The organism is Bradyrhizobium sp. USDA 4503, from assembly GCF_054055815.1.
Genome location: NZ_JBSRXS010000001.1, coordinates 5,763,681 through 5,781,838, shown reverse-complemented (window position 1 = coordinate 5,781,838; position 18,158 = coordinate 5,763,681). Strand labels below are relative to the sequence as shown.

The window sequence follows — 18,158 nt, the reverse complement described above, 5'->3', positions numbered from 1 at the left end:
CTGCGAAAGCCGGGACCCACAACCCCGCAGCTCGAAGTGACCAAGACTCGGGCCGACATTCCCCTTAGAACTGCCTTCGGTTGTTATGGGTCCCGGGTCGCGCTTCGCTTGCCCGGGACGACAAGAGTGGGCGATCGATGAATCTGCGGGTGTGGCAAAACCCCTGGCGCCTGATGCTGGCCGTCAATGCGGCGGTGCTGGTCGGCGTGTTCCTGCACAAGATCGCGCTGCCGCCCTTCGTTCCCTACATCCATCTGCTGGTCGACTATCACTACGGCTTCACCAAGCGCGCGCTGGTCGGGGCGATCGTGTCGCTGTTCACCGACAAGGTGCCCGTATGGCTGGTGTTCGCGCTGGCCGGCGCGATCTGGCTGGTGACGCTGGGGCTGTTCATCAAACTGTTCCGCCGCACATTCGGCTTCAACGACGCGCATTGGCCGTTGTTCGTCTTCATCGCGGGCTCGCCGTTCTTCCTGAAGAACTTCATGCACACGCTCGGCCATTTCGACATCTATGGCTGTGCGCTGACGATCGTGCTGCTGCTGATCCCGGCGCGCTCAGTGGCGTATGTGCTGATTGCCGCGCTGTTCTCGATCCTGCTGATCCTGGTCCATCACATCTTCGTCTTGATGTATGTCCCGACCATCACGGCGATCGTGGTGCTGCGCTTTTATCTGGTGCAGGGCGTGACGCCGCGGAACGCCGTCTTCGGCATCGCAGCGCTCGCAGGGATCGGCATCCTGTTCCTGATCGCGCAATTCGCTGGCACGGTCGACGTGCCCTACGACGAATTCATCCGTCATCTGCAGAGCCGGATGGCCGATCCGTCACGCACTGACCTGCTTCAGTTCGCCTACATCTGGTACCAGCCGCTGTCGAAGGAGTTCGCCGACACCTGGGCGCGCATGCCCTCGAACATCCTGGGCGTTCCGGTGTTTGCGCTGCTGATCTGGCTGCACACGCCGCTGTGGCGCTATTTCGCGCGACTGATTGGCGCGCTCGCGAGTGAACTGCATCGCCGGATCGTGCTCGGAGCGCTCGTTGTGATCAGCGCCGGCTATTTCGTGATGTTCGTGACCGTGTTCGACTATTCGCGCTGGATCTCGAACTGGGCGGTCTGCATGTTCCTGATGCTGCATGCCACCAGGATGCTGCCGGCGTCGAAGGACGTGCCGGCGATCCCGTCGGACGACCGCAAGACGACGATATCAGGCTGGATCGTAACGCTGATCCCGCGCGTCGGGATCGTCCGCCCGTTTTAGCTTTAGGCTCGCGCGCGCCGGACACGCACGTAAAGCGCGCCCTCGCCGCCATGGCCGATATGCGCTTCCTCGAAGCCGACAACCAGCGAGCGGAATTCCGGCAGGCTGAGCCATTCCGGGACCTGGCGGCGCAGCACGCCGCGTTCGGAATCGAGACCACCGACCTTGCCCTTGCCGGTGATGACGAGCACGAAAGTGAGCCCGTCGCTGTGCGCGCGCTGCAGGAAGGTGAACAGCACGCGATGCGCGCGCAGCTGGGTCATGCCGTGCAGATCGAGCCGCGCATCGATCTCCTGCCGGCCGCGCGAGAGCTTTGCACGTTCGCGACGGCCGATCGGCGCCAGCGGCGGCGCGTGCGGGCGTTGCGCCGGCGCAGCCTTGACCGCTGTCGCCGGCTTGACCGGGATGGGTTTGGCAATCGCGTGATGGGTGGCCGGGTCAGAGGCGGCGGCGGGGGCCTTCGCGGCGACCGGCCGCTTGCGCAGTGGCTTGACCTGCTTTGCCACGCTCTCCCAGAGCGCGCGCTCCTCTTCGCTCAGCGCGCGCTTGCGCCGCGACGGCGCGGACAGATCGGGGATCGGCGCGGGTCGTTTCATTGATCGCGGTAATGGCGATAGCGCCGGAAGCGCCGCTTCTCCGGTTGCGGAATATCGGGCCGGGCGACCGGCAGCGGCACCGGTTCTGCCACAGGTGCGGCCTGCGCGACAGGGGTCGTTGCTGCCGGCGTTGCGGGCGCGACATCCTTCGCGGCCGGGTTCCTGGCGGCGCTATTGCCTGAGTCTTTCACCGCGCTTCTGGCGATGCCGGCGGTCGGCACATCCGCAGCCTTCGCCGCCGGCTTGTCCTTCGGCGGCTCGGTCTGCGGAAACAGCTTTGCGATCTTGGCCGAGGGCCGCTCATCCGGGAGAGGCAGCTTGTGGCCGCGCGCGACAGGGTCGAGACCCCTCGGCACCAGCATGACGAACTGCATGTTGTGCCGCAGGCGGCCCGAGACCTTTCCAGCTTCCGCGCCGGCGCCGAAATAAAGATCGGCGCGCGCCGGGCCGACGATCGCAGAGCCAGTGTCCTGCGCGATCATCAGCCGGTGGAACGGCGTCTTCGACTGCTCGGATTCGATCGGCAGCTCGCCGGCGATGAAGAACGGCGTGCCGTAGACATGCAGCGCCTTGTCGACCGCGATCGAGCGGCCCGGCGTCAGCGGCACGCCCTGCGCGCCGACGGCCTCGTCCTTGTCGGACAGCGGAACCTCGCGGAAGAAGACGAAGGAGCGGTTTTGCCGGCGCAGGTCCTTGGCGCCGTCGGGGTTCTGCTCCATCCACTCCCTGATCTTCTGCATCGACATCTGATCCTTCGGGATGATGCCGCGGTCGATCAGGACGCGTCCGACCGGCGTATAGGGATAACCATTATGCGCGTCGTAATTGATGCGCAGCGTGATGCCGTCCTCGAGCTTGATCCGCGCCGAGCCCTGGATCTGCGCGAACAGGAGATCGGTCTGGCTCTTCAGCCAGCAGATCTCGAGCCCGCGGCCGGCGATCGCGCCGTCCTCGATCTGGCCGCGGTCGTAATAGGGCACGAGCTTGCGGCGGCCGATCTTGCGATACACCGCGCCGCCATTGGGCAGCCCGACCGAATTCTGCGTCTTGCCGCGCACGAACAGGTTGGACGGACGGCGATAGACCGGCACGTTGTAGACGTCGGTCTGGGTCCGCGATCCATCGAGCACCGGCTCGTAGTAACCGGTGACGAAGCCGGCGTCCTCGCCGAGCCGCGAGATACGCAACGGCACGAAATTCTGCTCGAAGAAGTCCTTCGCCTTGACGCCGTCGCTCAGCGCGAGTCCCTTGGCGATCCGGCAGGGATCGCGCAGCGAGCTCCCGAGCGCTTTCGAATCTGCAGGCGCACCCTGCTGGGCCGCGATCGGCTTGCAGCTGGTGCGAAACGCCTTGTAGGCCGCGAGATGATCGTCGGCGCTCCAGCCGGCGACGTTGGACCAGGCGAGCGGCTCGTACTGGCTGCCGCTGACCTGCAGCGGCATTTCCAGATTGGGATAGGGGATCGGGTGGCTATGCTCGTGTCGCGGCGGAGGGTGCCGGCTTGATCTGTAGCGCGCGGCGATCGCTGCGGTGGAGCACAGCACCGCGAGCGCGCAGCACGCGACCGCGAGCCGCCCGTAGCTGAGATGCTTAGTGAGCGCTTCCAGTGCCAACCAGCTTCCAATTCGGATCGCGGGAAGTCGAGTCGCGGGCGAATGTCCAGATATCGGTGATGTCGGCGACCTTGTCCGGGCTGCCGTCGACGATGGTGCCGGCCTTATCGCGCGTGACCGAGATCATCTGCGACACGAAGCGGACGGTAAGCTGGGTCGAGCGGTCGCGCGTCTCCGCGCTGACGATCTCGGCCTTGTCGATCGAGACGAACCGCGTCTCGGTCTTCTGCTCGTGCTTCTCGCGATCCTTGATTGCGGCCTCGAAGCTTTCATAGACCTCGGTCGACAGCAGGTCGCGCAGCGCGCGGCGATCGCCATTGGCGAAGGCCAGCACGATCATTTCATAGGCCGAGCGGGCACCTGAGAGGAAATGCCGCGGATCGAACGAGGAATCCTGGACGGCCACCGCGTCGAGACCCTGCGCCAGCGCCGTGCCGGGCTCGGCGATGCCCTTCCAGCGTTCCGTGGGCTCGACCGGCTCGGCGGGCGCCGCCGAGGCCGGCTGGTCGATTACCGATCCCGGGATCGGAACGACGTTGTTGTCCTGACCGCGCTGCACGACGTTGGGCGCGGCGCGATCATAAGGCGGCCGCTCGCTTCCCGTGCGCTGTCCGAGAACGCTGCGCAGGCGCAGGAAGATAAACACGGCCAGCGCCAGGAAGATGATGGTGTAAATATCCACGTCGAATTCGCTTTCTGGTCTCTGCCGGCAACGGGCCGGCCGTCAAAGCGTTCCCGGTCGGGAACAGCAGAGATCACATCACCGATAGAGTCCGAAGATGTAGGCACGAAACTATGCCCGGCCAATGGCGCTTTTTGGCACGGGCAAGTGTAGCGCGTTTTGACCCCCGGGGGAAACCGTTCCTTTTCAGGAAATCGCGCATCTTCAATAATTTAGGAAGCTGTTAAGAGATTGGACAGGCTCGCGCGCGCTGCCCTTTGCCGGGAGAATTTGCCGCCCGCCCGCCCTTTCGTCGTCCTTGTGGACCGAGCCGGGCCTATGATAGCCACTCGCCCGGCATCGGCATTCTCAACACCTTAACGCGTGCCGTCGGACATTCTGTCCATCGAGCGCTGCTCCAGGAGACATTTTCATGACCAATGGCAACGGCGCCCCCGTCGAACAACCCGCTCCCCAGCTCAACGTACTGGCGCAGTACACCAAGGACCTGTCGTTCGAGAACCCGAATGCGCCGGCTTCGCTCGGCCAGCAGCAACAGCAGCCGGCGATCAACATCCAGATCAACGTCTCCGCCAACAACCTGTCGGAGAACGAGTACGAGGTGATCCTCTCGATCGAGGGCAAGGCCGAGACCGCAGGCAAGGTGATGTTCAGCTTCGACCTCGCCTATGCCGGCGTCTTCCGGATCGTGAATGTGCCGAAGGAGAACCTGCACCCGCTGGTGATGATCGAGTGCCCGCGGCTGCTGTTCCCGTTCGCACGCGAGATCGTCGCGACCGCGGTCCGCGACGGCGGCTTCCCGCCCTTGTTGCTCGACCCCGTCGATTTCCTCGGTCTTTACCGCCAGAACATGGAGCGGCAGGCGGCCGGCCAAGCCGCTCCCGGCGTCAAGCCGAGCTGATCCTGCAAAGTTCAATGACCTTACCCCCGTCATCCTGAGGAGCCGCGAAGCGCGTCTCGAAGGATCGACGGGCCACCAGCCGGGCCGTTCATCCTTCGAGACGCCGCTTCGCGGCTCCTCAGGATGACGGGGATACAGAGCAATCTTGATTAGGCCGCCGGTGCCGCAGCAGGCGCTGGCGGCGGCAGGTAATCGTTCCAGATCGGCTTGTCGCCGAGCGTGGCAATGAAGGCCCTGTGGGCCTCTCGATCGGCGTCACTGACCCGCGCGAGTAGCGGGGTTTCGCGCTGCCGCCGCGGCATGTCACCACTATGGCCGCCCACACGCGCATCCGACGTTTCCGATGCCAGGATCAGCTGCGACTGCCGCGCGCCGATCAGGTCGATATAGACCTCGGCCAACAGCTCGGCGTCGAGCAAGGCGCCGTGCTTGGTGCGGCGGGAATTGTCGATCTGATAGCGCGAACAGAGATCGTCGAGCCGGTTCGACACGCCGGGATGCTTGCGCCGTGCCAGCAACAGCGTATCGACCAGCTGGTCCTTCGGGATCGCCTTCCGCTTGATGCGGTCGAGCTCGGCGTTGATGAAGCTGATGTCGAACGACGCGTTGTGGATCACCAGCGGCGTATCGCCGATGAAGGCCAGGAACTCGTCGACCACTTCAGTGAACAGCGGCTTGGAGGCCAGGAACTCGGTCGACAGCCCGTGCACGGCGAAAGCTTCCGCCGGCATGTCGCGCTCGGGATTGATGTAGACGTGGTAGGTCTGTCCGGTCGGCATGCGGTTGAAAATCTCGACGCAGCCGATCTCAACCAGCCGGTCGCCGCGCAGCGGATCGAGGCCAGTGGTTTCGGTATCGAGAACGATTTCGCGCATGACGTGATGGAATCCGAAAAGGCAGGCGAATCAGGCGCGCCGCTTCGGCATCTTAACAACCTCGGCCAGAATGTCGCGGATACGCGCCCGCACCGGATCTAGGCCGTGCGAGGTATCCACTATGAAATCCGCGCGTTTGCGCTTCTCGGCGTCCGGCATCTGCTTGGCGATGATGGCGTCGAGCTTGGCCGCATCCATCGTGCCGCGGGCCAGCACCCGCTCGCGCTGCAGTTCCGGCGAGGTGGTGACGACAACGACGGCATCGACACGCTTCTCGCCGCCGGTTTCGAACAATAGCGGCACGTCGACAACGACGATCGGGTTACCGGCGGCTTCCGCATCGGCGAAGAATTTCTGGCGCGACGCGCCGAGCATCGGATGCACGATCTGCTCGAGCTGCTTCATCGCAGCAGGATCGTGCACCACGCGCGCTGACAGTTTCGCGCGATCGACCTTGCCGCCGGCGGTGGTGCCGGGAAAGGCGGCCTCGATCGCCGGCGCGGCTTCGCCTTCGTAGAGCTGATGCACGGCCGCATCGGCGTCATAGACCGGCACGCCGGCCTCCATGAACAGTTTGGCCGTGGTGGATTTCCCCATCCCGATCGAGCCGGTCAGTCCAACTATCAACATCGGTTCAGCATCTCTCCCGTCGCCACGCCTCACACCGCAAGCAGTTTCTCAGCACGCAGGAACGCAAGCAGCGACAATAGCGGCAGGCCGAGGATGGTGAAATGGTCACCTTCGATCCGCTCGAACAGATGCACGCCGAGGCCCTCGAGCTGGTAGGCGCCGACGCTGGTCATCACCGCCTCCCCGGCATGGTCGAGATAGCTCTCGATCTCGTCGGCGGCGAGCCGCCGCATCGTCATGCGGGCCACACCCACATCGCTGAACAGGACCTTTCCATCGCATGCGACCGAGACGGCGGAATGCAGCTCATGGGTCCGTCCGGCGAGCAGGCCGAGCTGCTCGGCAGCCTGCGCGCGGCCGGCGGGCTTGCTGAACATGCGCTGCCCCAGCGCCAGCGTCTGGTCGGCGCCGACGACATATTGACCGGGCCTCTGCCTGGAGACGAACAACGCCTTCTCGCGCGCCAGGAGCGATGCGATCTCGCCCGGGGCCGAAAGGCCGGAATTCTTCTGCACCGCGCGTTCATCGATGTCGGCCGGCAGCGCCTCGAAATCGAGGCCGGCATTTTCAAGCAGCATCTTTCGCGCGCGGCTCTGCGACGCGAGGATCAGCTTCTGTGGGCCGCGCCAGATGCTCATGACGTGGGAATCATTCCGACGGCCGCGCGCGCTGGCGGTCGTTGAAGAGTTTCATCACCGCGGCCGCGGTCTCCTCGATCGAACGCCGTGTGACGTCGAGCAGCGCCCAGTTGAATTTCGCGCTGAGGCGCCGGGCAAAGGCGACCTCGTCGGCTACCGACTGCTTGTCGATGTAGGTGTCATTGTCGCGGTCGCCCATCGTGAGCAGGCGGTTCTGCCGGACCTGGATCAGGCGCTCGGGCGTCGCATGCAGGCTGACCACCAGCGGCTTCTTCAGGGTCTCGAGCTGGTGCGGCAGCGGGATGCCCGGCACCAGCGGCACATTCGCCGTTCGGATGCCGCGGTTGGCGAGATAGATCGAGGTCGGTGTCTTCGAGGTGCGGGATACCCCGACCAGCACGACATCGGCCTCCTCGAGGCCTTCGACATGCTGACCATCGTCATGCATCATCGTGTAGTTCAGCGCATCGATGCGGCGGAAATATTCCGCGTTCAGCACGTGCTGCGCGCCGACGCGCCCGGTCGTCGCGGCACCCAGATACGCCTCGAACAACTGCATCACAGGCCCGATGATCGACAGGCTCGGAACGTTGATCTCCTTGCACTTGCCCTCGAGCCGGCCGACCAGATCCTTCTCCAGCAGCGTGAACAGGACGATGCCGGGCGATTCCTCGATCTCGTCGAGCACGCGATCGAGCTGCTTCTGGCTGCGCACCAGGGGATAGACATGCTCGACCGCGGTCACATTGGCGTATTGCGCGGCGACCGCGCGCGCCACGGTGATCAGCGTCTCGCCGGTCGAGTCCGACACCAGATGCAGGTGGAAATAATTGGAAGTCGTCGGCACCAGAGCCCCTGTCTATCCTGTGAATCCCTGTGGAGGTCGAGGAGAAGAATCCGGGTCCATGGCCAGGCCCCTGTATATCTCGCCCCCTTCTTCACAGCACGTCGCAAAAGGATAAGTCGACGTCATGGCGGAGATGATAGTGAAGCAGTGTGGATTTGTCTCTTCATAAGCTGGCCATAGAGGCGCACAACCAATTGAGTCCTGCGACAGATTCCGGATATCCGCCGCCGCCGACCGGAATGTTGAGGGATGTGAACAAGCGCGCAGCAACCGCTGGACCGGATTGCATGAGTCAAATTCACTGCCATTAAGACTCAAACCTTAGATTCTAAAATTAATTAGGTTTAGGAGAGCCGTGTGTGCGGATATGTATCCGTCCCTCGCCGGCGAAGCCTTGCGCGCAGCGCTGAGCCCTCCCGAACTGTTCCCCGAAAGGCATCACTGCGATGTTCGACTGGATCAACGCCCTGCCGATCTATGCCTGGGTCAAGGCCCTGCACATCGTCGCCGTGATCTCGTGGATGGCCGGCATGCTCTATCTGCCGCGGCTGTTCGTCTATCATTGCGAGGCCGAGGTCGGCTCCAGGCAGTCCGAGACCTTCAAGATCATGGAGCGGCGGCTTTTGAAGGGGATCATCAACCCCGCGATGATCGTGACCTGGCTGGCCGGGCTTTTCCTGGTCTGGGCCGGACACTGGTACCTATCCGGCTGGTTTCACGTCAAATTTGCGCTGGTGCTCGCCATGTCGGGTATCCACGGCTTTTTGTCCCGCTGCGTGAAGGATTTCGCCGCCGACCGGAATCAACGAACCCAGAAATTCTATCGTATTATCAATGAGGTGCCGACGGTTCTGATGATCCTGATCGTGATCATGGTGGTGGTGAAGCCGTTCTAGACATCACGATGGTCAAGACGCATGCTTCAGTCCTTCTTGCGAAGGACGAATCGATTTTCTATATAGGATTTATCCCACCCCACGCAGGCGGATGTGGTCGCGTTCCGGTTCTTTTCGGACCGGCGCCGCATCAGGTTTGAAAGCCCAAACGGCACTTTCCTGGCTGAGACCTGCGGACCTTCCTTTGGCGTCCGCTTTTTCCAGAGCCACCTCGCACCCCTTCCCTACCTACTTCCTCACAGGACGACCCCAATGCGGGAAATCAAACTCCAGGACCTCAAATCGAAAACGCCGGCCGAGCTCGTCTCGTTTGCGGAAGAGAATGGGGTCGAGAATGCCAGCACCATGCGCAAGCAGGAGCTGATGTTCGCAATTCTCAAGCAGCTCGCGATCGCCGAGACCGACATTATCGGTGAGGGCGTTGTCGAGGTGCTGTCCGACGGCTTCGGCTTCCTTCGTTCGCCCGACGCGAACTACCTGCCCGGTCCCGACGACATCTACGTTTCGCCGTCGCAGATCCGCCGTTTCGGCCTGCGCACCGGCGACACGATCGAAGGCCATATTCGCAGCCCGAAGGAAGGCGAACGCTATTTCGCGCTGCTGAAAGTCAACACGCTCAATTTCGAAGATCCGGAAAAGTCGAAGCACAAGGTCAATTTCGACAACCTCACGCCGCTGTTTCCCAATCAGCGTTTCCGCATGGAGCTCGAGGATTCCACCAAGAAGGACCTTTCCGCCCGCGTGATCGATATCGTCGCGCCGATCGGCAAGGGCCAGCGCGCGCTGATCGTGGCGCCGCCGCGCACCGGCAAAACGGTGCTGATGCAGAACATCGCGCACTCCATCACCGCCAATCATCCCGACTGCTATCTGATTGTGCTGCTGATCGACGAGCGTCCGGAAGAAGTCACGGACATGCAGCGCTCGGTGAAGGGCGAGGTGGTGTCGTCGACCTTCGACGAGCCTGCGGTACGTCACGTCCAGGTCGCCGAGATGGTGATCGAGAAGGCCAAGCGCCTCGTCGAGCACGGCCGCGACGTCGTGATCCTGCTCGATTCGATCACGCGCCTCGGCCGCGCCTACAACACCGTCGTGCCGTCATCCGGCAAGGTGCTGACCGGCGGTGTCGACGCCAACGCGCTGCAGCGGCCGAAGCGCTTCTTCGGTGCCGCGCGCAACATCGAGGAGGGCGGTTCGCTGACCATCATCGCGACCGCGCTGGTCGATACCGGCAGCCGCATGGACGAAGTCATCTTCGAAGAGTTCAAGGGCACCGGTAACTCCGAACTGATCCTCGACCGCAAGGTTTCGGACAAGCGGACCTTCCCGGCGATCGATATTGCCCGTTCCGGCACCCGCAAGGAGGAGCTGATCACTGATCCGCAGGTGCTGAAGAAGATGTACGTCCTGCGCCGCATCCTCAATCCGATGGGCACCATGGACGCCATCGACTTCCTGCTCGACAAGCTCCGCAATACGAAGAGCAACTCGGAATTCTTCGATTCCATGAACACCTGAGGCCACGGCCGAAAAGAACAGGCGCTCCGCACAAACGGGGCGCCTTTTTTCATGCTGCGGATTTGCTGCAGCGAAGTGCAGCATAAAGGGAGCGGCTCCCCCCACTAACTTCTCATTTAACTATCTGAATTTATTTATATTTATATCGTAGCTTTGTGAGCTAGCTGACGACACCCGCAGCAAAATTGCTGCGCGGCTGTTTGCAGTGAAACCAGACGATGCTGCGCTGCAACATTCTTCTGCGGGAAGGCGTGCGAAATCGAAGCGGCATTGCCTTTGCCGATTTGCTGGAAGAAATAGGCGATGCATCCGCGCGACCAGACTATTTTCGCATTATCCTCGGGGCGGCCGCCGAGTGCGATCGCCATCGTCAGGTTGTCTGGCCCAATGGCCGAGTCGGTCATTGCAGGACTGGCGGGCAAGACGCCGGTGCCGCGGCTGGCGACCCGCGCGCTGCTCCGCGATTCGAACCATCAACCGATCGATGACGCGGTCGTGCTGTGGTTTCCAGGCCCGGCCAGTGCCACCGGCGAAGACGTCGCCGAATTTCATGTCCATGGCGGACGCGCGGTGTTGGCGGCGATGTTCGATGCGATCGCGGCATTCGACAATGTGCGGCCGGCCGAGCCGGGCGAGTTCACCCGGCGGGCCTTCGAGAACGGCAAGCTCGACCTGACCGAGGCCGAGGGCCTCGACGACCTGATCCACGCCGACACCGACCGTCAAAGGCGCCAGGCGCTGCGCCAGCTGAAGGGGTTGCTCGGCGACCGCGCGCGGGACTGGCGCGAGCGGATCATCGCGGCGTCGGCGCTGATCGAGGCCGGCATCGATTTCTCAGACGAAGGCGATGTGCCGGCCGAGCTGATCGCGCCGGCGCTCAAGCGGATTCGCGCGCTGCATGATGAGATCAAGCAAGTCCTTGCAGGGCAGGGGCAAGGTGAACGGCTGCGCGACGGCCTCGTGGTCGCGATTGCGGGTCCGCCGAATGTCGGCAAATCGACCCTGATCAATCAGCTTGCCAAGCGCGAGGTCGCGATCGTCTCGCCGCATGCCGGAACAACCCGCGATGTGATCGAGGTGCAGCTCGACCTCGACGGCTATCCGGTGACGGTCATCGACACCGCCGGCATTCGCGAGACCGACGACCCGGTGGAGCAGGAGGGCGTCCGCCGCGCCCGCGCCCGCGCCGCGGAGGCGGACCTGGTGCTGTGGCTGGCCGACAGCGGCGATGCAAAGGCGGGACATGGCGGAGCGACGCCGACCTGGCTGGTGCGGAACAAGATCGACCTGGTCAGGACCGCGGCGGGTGAGGGCGGCAGTTACCCCGAATTCAGGATCTCGGCTGCTCGTGGTGATGGGTTGCCAGAGCTGATCGCCGCGCTGGTCGGGTTCGCTCAGGACTATTTTGGAACCAGCGAAGGCGGCTTGATCAGTCGGACGCGGCAGCGCGGATTATTGCAGGAGACCGTCGAATCCCTTCAGCGCAGCATCGACGTGGTCGGGCAGGGGGAAGAGCTGGCGGCGGAGGAACTGCGCCGAGCTGCCTACTCACTCGGTCGTTTGCTCGGCCGGGTGGATGTTGAAGACATCCTTGATGTTATCTTCCGCGAGTTCTGCGTCGGGAAGTAGCGGGCGCCCATCTTGTTTCACGTGAAACGTGGTTTCGATCCGGTTAAGGAGCCCTCGGCCTGTTTCACGTGAAACAATTGCCGGTCAGACAGCCGCACTGTTTCACGTGAAACGGTTCCGCCTGTCATTGCGAGCGAGGCGAAGCAGTCCATATTTGCCTCGGGCTTCGGTCTCAGAGCGGCGATCCCAACTTCGTTCTTCCGGCTTTCACGACTCCACGATAGAAGTCCCGGCATGACTTCCAGGGCAGATTCATTTGACGTCATCGTCATCGGCGGCGGCCATGCCGGCTGCGAGGCCGCGAGCGCTTCTGCCCGGATGGGCGCCAAGACCGCCCTGGTAACCCATCGTTTCGTGACCATCGGCGCGATGTCGTGCAATCCCGCCGTCGGCGGGCTCGGCAAGGGCCATCTGGTCCGCGAAGTCGACGCGCTGGACGGTCTGATGGGCCGGGTGGCCGACGCCGGCGGCATCCAGTTTCGCATGCTGAATCGCCGGAAGGGTCCAGCGGTTCGTGGCCCCCGGGCCCAGGCTGACCGCAAGCTCTACGCTGCGGCGATGCAGGCGGCGATCACCGAGACCGCGAACCTCAGCATCATCGAAGGCGAGGCGGATGAACTGATCGTCGTCGATGGTCGCGTGACCGGCATTTGCCTGGGCGATGGCCGCCGGCTGTCGGCGGGGGCGGTTGTCATCACGACCGGGACCTTCCTGCGTGGTCTGATTCATCTCGGCAAGAAGAATTGGCCGGCGGGCCGGGTCGGCGAGGCGCCGGCCATGGGCCTGTCTGCGTCCTTCGAACGGGCAGGGTTTGTGCTCGGCCGGCTCAAGACCGGGACACCGCCGCGCCTCGACGGCACCACGATCGACTGGTCCGCGGTCGAAATGCAGCCTGGAGACGAGCCTCCGGAGCCGTTTTCGGTCATGACTGACCGGATTACGACCCCGCAGATCCAGTGCGGCATCACCCGGACCACGCCGGCGGCCCACGAGGTGATCCGGGCCAATGTGCATCGCTCGCCGATGTATTCCGGCCAGATCAAGAGCTCCGGACCGCGCTATTGCCCCTCGATCGAGGACAAGATCGTCCGCTTCGGCGACCGCGACGGTCATCAGATCTTCCTGGAGCCGGAAGGGCTCGACGACACCACGGTCTATCCGAACGGCATCTCGACCTCGCTGCCGGAAGAGGTCCAGCTTGCGATCCTCGCCAGCATCCCGGGCCTCGAGCGGGTCAAGATGGTCCGGCCGGGCTATGCGATCGAATACGGACCACGTCGACCCGCGCGAGCTCGATCCGACCCTGCAGACCAAGCGTCTGCGCGGGCTTTTCCTGGCCGGCCAGATCAATGGCACCACGGGCTATGAGGAGGCCGCGGGGCAGGGTGTTATCGCCGGACTCAATGCCGCGCTCGCTGCCGGCAGTGCAGATCCGATCGTGTTCGACCGCGCCGACGGCTATCTCGGCGTGATGATCGACGATCTCGTGACCCGCGGGATCACCGAGCCGTATCGCATGTTCACTTCGCGCGCCGAATATCGGCTGACGCTGCGTGCTGACAATGCCGACCAGCGCCTGACCGACAAGGGCATTGCGCTCGGATGCGTCGGAACGGCGCGCGCCGAGCGCCATCGGACCAAGATGGCGGCGCTGGGGGCGGCCAAGCGGCTGGCGAAATCGCTCGCGATTACGCCGAATGAGGCCGCCAAGCACGGGCTCGCGCTCAATCGCGACGGCCACCGCCGGTCGGCCTTCGAGTTGCTGGCTTACCCCGAGATCGAGTGGCCCGCGGTCCGGGCCATCTGGCCGGAGCTGTCGGCCATTGACCCTGCGATCGCGGTGCATCTCGAGATCGATGCCAAATACGATGTCTATCTGAAGCGCCAGACCGCCGATGTCGATGCCTTCCGGCGTGACGAGGGTCTGGTTCTGACCGACGTCGACTATGCCGATGTTCCCGGTCTTTCGAACGAAGCGCGCGTCAAGCTGCAGAAGGCGCAGCCGCGGACGGTCGGGCAGGCGGGCCGGATCGACGGCATGACGCCGGCGGCATTGGGTATCCTAGCGGCCTATCTGCGGCGCGAGGCGCGACGGAAGACTGCGAAGGCCTCTGCCTGACGTTTCACGTGAAACGGCGGCGGCCCTCGTCATTGCGAGGAGCGGAAGCGACGAAGCAATCCATCGCTTCCTCACGCGGCACTACGGATTGCTTCGCTTCGCTCGCAACGACGAGCTCGACCGGCATTCCAGAGAATGGCTTCAATTTCGCAATCCGCCGAACTCAGTGTCTCCGCCAAGGACAAGGCCGCGGCGCTCGCGCTGACGCCTGTTTCACGTGAAACAGAGGCGCGGCTCGACCGCTACGTCGCCCTCCTCCTGGCGTGGCAGGCCAAGACCAATCTCGTCGCGCCATCGACGCTGCCGACCCTCTGGACCCGCCACGTCTCCGATTCGCTGCAGCTCCTGAGTCTGGCGCCGACGGCGAAGTCGTGGGTCGATCTCGGTAGCGGCGGCGGCTTCCCCGGCGTCGTGCTGGCCTGCGCACTGGCCGAAACTCCGGGCGCGTCGATTCATTTGGTTGAGCGAATCGCCAAGAAGGCGGCATTCTTGCGCGAGGCGATACGGGTGACGGGCTCGCCGGGGACGGTGCACCTGGCTGATATCGGGGATACTGTGGATAGAATCCCGGGGCCCATCGATTGCGTCACCGCGCGGGCGCTGGCTCCGTTACATCAACTCATCGGCTTTGCGGAGCCGTGGGTCAAAAAGGGCGCCAAGGCGCTGTTTTTGAAGGGTCAAGATGTAGAGGCCGAATTGACCGAGGCCACTAAATATTGGATTATTGAGCCAAAGCTACACTCCAGCCGGACCGGCGGACAGGGCTGGATCGTCGAACTCGGGTCAATCGAGCGGCGCTAGGGGACTCCGCGAGAGCAAATGGTATTTTGGTATGACTGTGATGGACGAGGTTTATCAAGAGGATAAGGCGTCCCAGCCGCCTGGCCATCCGCGCATCCTGTCGCTCGCCAACCAGAAGGGCGGCGTCGGCAAGACCACCACAGCGATCAATCTTGGGACCGCACTCGCTGCGATTGGCGAGCGCGTCCTGATCGTCGATCTCGATCCGCAGGGCAACGCCTCGACCGGCCTCGGCATCGATCGCCGCAACCGCAGCTGCTCGACCTACGACGTCCTGATCGGCGAAGCGCCGCTGCGCGATGCCGTGGTCGCGACCGCGGTGCCGCGGCTGCACATCGCGGCTTCCACCATGGACCTCTCCGGCCTCGAGCTCGAGCTCGGCACCACGCCGGGCCGCGCGTTCCGGCTGCGCGATGCGATCGCAGGATTGAACAACAATGTCTCGCCGGAAGCCGACTACACCTACGTGCTGATCGACTGCCCGCCCTCGCTCAATTTGCTCACGGTGAATGCGATGGCGGCGTCGGACGCGATCCTGGTGCCGCTGCAATGCGAGTTCTTTGCGCTCGAAGGTCTGTCGCAATTGCTGCAGACCGTGGAGCAGGTGCGCTCGACGCTCAATCCGAACCTGTCGATCCACGGCATCGTGCTGACCATGTTCGACTCGCGCAACAACCTCTCCAACCAGGTCGTTGCCGACGTGCGCCAGTTCATGGGCGACAAGGTCTACGACACCATGATCCCGCGCAACGTGCGCATCTCCGAGGCGCCGTCCTACGGCAAGCCGGTTCTGGTCTACGACCTCAAATGTGCCGGCAGCGATGCGTATCTCAAGCTCGCCACCGAAGTGATCCAGCGCGAGCGCGAGCTGCGCACGCATTGATGTTGCGTAGGATGGGTAGAGCGAAGCGAAACCCATCACTCTCATTGCGAGCCGCGATGGGTTTCGCTTCGCTCTACCCATCCTACGTTTCTTTTGAAATTCAAGTCTGGAGTACTGCGTGTGAATCCAAGGGAGCTCGCAACAATGGCCGATGAAGCGCGTTCGCGACTGGGGCGCGGGCTGGCAAGCCTGATCGGAGATGTCGGCGGCGAGGCGGCCGCGCATGTCGAGCGGCCGCGCAACCAGCGCAAGGTGCCGATCGAATTCCTCAAGGCCAACCCGCGTAACCCGCGGCGCACCTTCGCCGACACCGAGCTCGGCGAGCTTGCCGATTCGATCAGGCAGCGCGGCGTGATCCAGCCGATCGTGGTGCGTGCGATCAAGGGCGCGCAGGACCGCTACGAGATCATCGCCGGCGAGCGCCGCTGGCGCGCCTCGCAACTCGCCGGCCTGCACGAAGTGCCGATCGTGCCGGTCGAGGTCTCTGATTCCGACGCGCTCGAGATCATGATCATCGAGAACGTCCAGCGCGAAGACCTCAATGCGATGGAAGAGGCGCAGGGCTATCACGCGCTCGCCGACGAGTTCAAACGCAGCCAGGAAGAGATCGCCAAGATCGTCGGCAAGAGCCGCAGCCATGTCGCCAACATGATGCGGCTGACCAAGCTGCCCGTCGAGGTGCAGGCGCTGATCTCGAAGGGCGATCTCTCCGCCGGCCACGCCCGCGCCCTGATCGGCGTGCCGGATCCGCTCGCTGCAGCGAAGCGCATCGTCGCCGAGGGTCTCAACGTTCGCCAGGCCGAGGCGCTGGCGCATGAGGAGGGCGTGCCGGAGCGCAAGCCGCAGAAGGCGCGCAGTGGCAGCGCGGCCAAGGTCGACAAGGATGCCGACACGCTGGCGCTCGAGAAACGCGTCAGCGATGCGCTCGGCCTTGCCGTTACCGTCAGCCATCGCGATCCCGGCGGCACCGTCCAGATCAGCTACCGCAACCTCGAGCAGCTCGACGAAGTGGTGCGGCGGCTGGAGGGCGGCTAGCGGTTTCGTCATTCCGGGCGCGCGTCAGCGCGAACCCGGAATCTCTTTTTCAACATCTCTGGATTCCGGGTTCATGCTTCGCATGCCCCGGAATGACTTCTTCAATTTACCCCCGGCGCTTCGCATTCGCCGCGATCGAGAGCAGCGCGCGCTGCGCGATGACGGCGGCGAGCGAGGCCTGCTTGCGCATGTCGAGTGCCGCGGTGGCGAGCTGATCGATCACGTTCACCAGCCGCGGCGGCGTGAAATTGCGCAGCGCGATCTCGACCGCGGGTTTGCGCGAGAAGTGCAGCCGCGGGAATCCGCCTTCGAGCACGGCTGACGCCGGCGTGCCGTCCGCGATCGCGAGCGCTGATTTGTGCAGCCATGCCGCCTGGCGCTGCGCGGCCGAGATGATCACGCCGGGATAGGTGCCGGCGACCATTGCCTTGGTGAACTCGCTTTCGACCAGCGCGGCGTTGCCGGCGAAGGCGCCGTCGACGATCGGGTCGAGCTTCAGCTCGGAGGCGTCGGACACCACGGTCATGACGTCCTCGAGCGTGATCTCGCCCTTGCCGTGCGCGAACAGCGCCAGCTTGCGCAGCTCGTTGCGCGAAGCCATGCGGTCGCCGCCGAGCAGCGACATCAGTACCGCGCGCGCATCCTGTGCGAGCCGCAGATTCGATGCGCGCAGCTCGTCCTCGATCAGCTTGGTGAGATCGCGCTCGGTGTCGGGATAACAGCCGATCGCCACCGCATTCTTGGCGCGCTCGCAGATCTTGCGCAGCGGCGATTCCGGCCTGAGCTCGCCGGCCTCGATCACGATGCGGCAATCCCTGAGCGCCGTGGTCTCGGTCAGCGTCTCGACGCCACTCGAGAAGTTGCGCGAGCCGGCGCGGACGCGGATGGCGCGGCGGCCGCCGAACAGCGGCACCGTCATGGCCTCGTCGACCAGCCGCGACGGCTCGGCGGCGAGCTCGTCGCCATCGAGCCGCACCAGCGAGAATGGATCGTTGGGATCGTCGACCGCGGAGGCCATCAGCGCGTCGGCACGCTCGCGCACCAGCCCGAGGTCCGGGCCGTACAGCAGGATGATCGGACGGCCGGCGTCAGGCCGGGCGAGGAAGCTGTCGATCTCTTTTCCGCGAAGCGCGACCATCTCGCCTTAAACTGTCATTCCGGGGCGCCTCGTCAGAGGCGAACCCGGAATCTCGATCCATCATCTCCAGATCCCGGGTTCGCGCCGGTGGCGCG

At 64.0% G+C, this 18,158-nt stretch carries 17 protein-coding genes and 1 pseudogene; 9 read left to right on the top strand and 9 right to left on the bottom strand.

What is annotated here, in order from left to right; all coding sequences use genetic code 11:
• Positions 1–137: 137 nt before the first annotated feature.
• On the top strand, positions 138–1,262 hold the full coding sequence (locus ACVMIH_RS27580; protein ID WP_456864108.1) for a hypothetical protein: 1,125 nt from the start codon (positions 138–140) through the stop codon (positions 1,260–1,262).
• Between the two features lie 2 nt (positions 1,263–1,264).
• Here ACVMIH_RS27580 and ACVMIH_RS27575 read toward each other — a convergent pair whose 3' ends face one another.
• Genes ACVMIH_RS27575 through ACVMIH_RS27565 form a run of 3 tightly spaced genes read right to left on the bottom strand, consistent with a single transcriptional unit; the run spans position 1,265 to position 4,153 of the window.
• Complete coding sequence (locus tag ACVMIH_RS27575; protein ID WP_168856142.1) at positions 1,265–1,858, bottom strand: Smr/MutS family protein; 594 nt, start codon at positions 1,856–1,858, stop codon at positions 1,265–1,267.
• The gene (gene mltA, locus ACVMIH_RS27570) at positions 1,855–3,471 is read right to left on the bottom strand and encodes a murein transglycosylase A (protein ID WP_233285960.1); all 1,617 of its coding nucleotides are present in this window, start codon (positions 3,469–3,471) and stop codon (positions 1,855–1,857) included. Before mltA ends, ACVMIH_RS27575 begins: the two co-directional genes overlap by 4 nt.
• The gene (locus ACVMIH_RS27565; protein WP_057020336.1) at positions 3,449–4,153 is read right to left on the bottom strand and encodes a Tim44/TimA family putative adaptor protein; all 705 of its coding nucleotides are present in this window, start codon (positions 4,151–4,153) and stop codon (positions 3,449–3,451) included. Before ACVMIH_RS27565 ends, mltA begins: the two co-directional genes overlap by 23 nt.
• A gap of 412 nt (positions 4,154–4,565) precedes the next feature.
• Here ACVMIH_RS27565 and secB point away from each other — a divergent pair, with 412 nt between their 5' ends.
• Positions 4,566–5,054 (top strand): protein-export chaperone SecB, encoded by a 489-nt coding sequence (gene secB / locus ACVMIH_RS27560; protein WP_057020335.1) that lies wholly within the window; start codon positions 4,566–4,568, stop codon positions 5,052–5,054.
• A gap of 149 nt (positions 5,055–5,203) precedes the next feature.
• Here the strand turns inward: secB and dnaQ are convergent, their stop codons facing one another.
• The 4 genes from dnaQ to ACVMIH_RS27540 are packed head-to-tail and all read right to left on the bottom strand — an operon-like array spanning position 5,204 to position 8,044.
• Positions 5,204–5,929, bottom strand: coding sequence for a DNA polymerase III subunit epsilon (gene dnaQ, locus ACVMIH_RS27555; RefSeq protein ID WP_168856141.1), 726 nt, complete (start codon positions 5,927–5,929; stop codon positions 5,204–5,206).
• Positions 5,930–5,959: 30 nt separating this feature from the next.
• Entirely contained in the window at positions 5,960–6,559 is a 600-nt protein-coding gene (gene coaE / locus ACVMIH_RS27550; RefSeq protein WP_057020333.1) for a dephospho-CoA kinase, read from the bottom strand.
• A 29-nt stretch (positions 6,560–6,588) separates the two neighbouring features.
• The gene (locus ACVMIH_RS27545) at positions 6,589–7,197 is read right to left on the bottom strand and encodes a Maf family protein (protein ID WP_456854114.1); all 609 of its coding nucleotides are present in this window, start codon (positions 7,195–7,197) and stop codon (positions 6,589–6,591) included.
• 10 nt (positions 7,198–7,207) lie between these two features.
• Complete coding sequence (locus ACVMIH_RS27540) at positions 7,208–8,044, bottom strand: pyruvate, water dikinase regulatory protein (protein ID WP_016841463.1); 837 nt, start codon at positions 8,042–8,044, stop codon at positions 7,208–7,210.
• A gap of 473 nt (positions 8,045–8,517) precedes the next feature.
• Here ACVMIH_RS27540 and hemJ point away from each other — a divergent pair, with 473 nt between their 5' ends.
• A complete protein-coding gene (gene hemJ, locus ACVMIH_RS27535; RefSeq protein ID WP_057020433.1) occupies positions 8,518–8,940 on the top strand; it encodes a protoporphyrinogen oxidase HemJ in 423 nt (140 codons plus the stop codon).
• A 252-nt stretch (positions 8,941–9,192) separates the two neighbouring features.
• Positions 9,193–10,458: a transcription termination factor Rho gene (rho, locus tag ACVMIH_RS27530; protein ID WP_021078151.1), complete on the top strand. Its 1,266-nt coding sequence runs from the start codon at positions 9,193–9,195 to the stop codon at positions 10,456–10,458.
• A gap of 140 nt (positions 10,459–10,598) precedes the next feature.
• Here the strand turns inward: rho and ACVMIH_RS27525 are convergent, their stop codons facing one another.
• On the bottom strand, positions 10,599–10,862 hold the full coding sequence (locus tag ACVMIH_RS27525) for a hypothetical protein (RefSeq protein WP_456785684.1): 264 nt from the start codon (positions 10,860–10,862) through the stop codon (positions 10,599–10,601).
• On the opposite strand from ACVMIH_RS27525, the gene mnmE reads away from it, so the two are divergent.
• The 5 genes and pseudogenes from mnmE to ACVMIH_RS27500 all read left to right on the top strand — a co-directional run bounded on the left by mnmE (position 10,762) and on the right by ACVMIH_RS27500 (position 16,925).
• On the top strand, positions 10,762–12,087 hold the full coding sequence (mnmE, locus tag ACVMIH_RS27520; protein WP_456783088.1) for a tRNA uridine-5-carboxymethylaminomethyl(34) synthesis GTPase MnmE: 1,326 nt from the start codon (positions 10,762–10,764) through the stop codon (positions 12,085–12,087). The two genes, ACVMIH_RS27525 and mnmE, sit on opposite strands and share 101 nt — an antisense overlap.
• 234 nt (positions 12,088–12,321) lie before the next feature.
• Positions 12,322–14,206, top strand: a pseudogene (gene mnmG, locus ACVMIH_RS27515) (tRNA uridine-5-carboxymethylaminomethyl(34) synthesis enzyme MnmG).
• Positions 14,207–14,341: 135 nt separating this feature from the next.
• On the top strand, positions 14,342–15,007 hold the full coding sequence (gene rsmG, locus ACVMIH_RS27510) for a 16S rRNA (guanine(527)-N(7))-methyltransferase RsmG (RefSeq protein ID WP_456854118.1): 666 nt from the start codon (positions 14,342–14,344) through the stop codon (positions 15,005–15,007).
• 31 nt (positions 15,008–15,038) lie between these two features.
• On the top strand, positions 15,039–15,890 hold the full coding sequence (locus tag ACVMIH_RS27505; RefSeq protein WP_028335813.1) for a ParA family protein: 852 nt from the start codon (positions 15,039–15,041) through the stop codon (positions 15,888–15,890).
• A gap of 144 nt (positions 15,891–16,034) precedes the next feature.
• The gene (locus tag ACVMIH_RS27500) at positions 16,035–16,925 is read left to right on the top strand and encodes a ParB/RepB/Spo0J family partition protein (protein WP_456864105.1); all 891 of its coding nucleotides are present in this window, start codon (positions 16,035–16,037) and stop codon (positions 16,923–16,925) included.
• 106 nt (positions 16,926–17,031) lie between these two features.
• Here the strand turns inward: ACVMIH_RS27500 and holA are convergent, their stop codons facing one another.
• On the bottom strand, positions 17,032–18,063 hold the full coding sequence (gene holA / locus ACVMIH_RS27495; protein WP_057020328.1) for a DNA polymerase III subunit delta: 1,032 nt from the start codon (positions 18,061–18,063) through the stop codon (positions 17,032–17,034).
• Between the last annotated feature and the right edge of the window lie 95 nt (positions 18,064–18,158).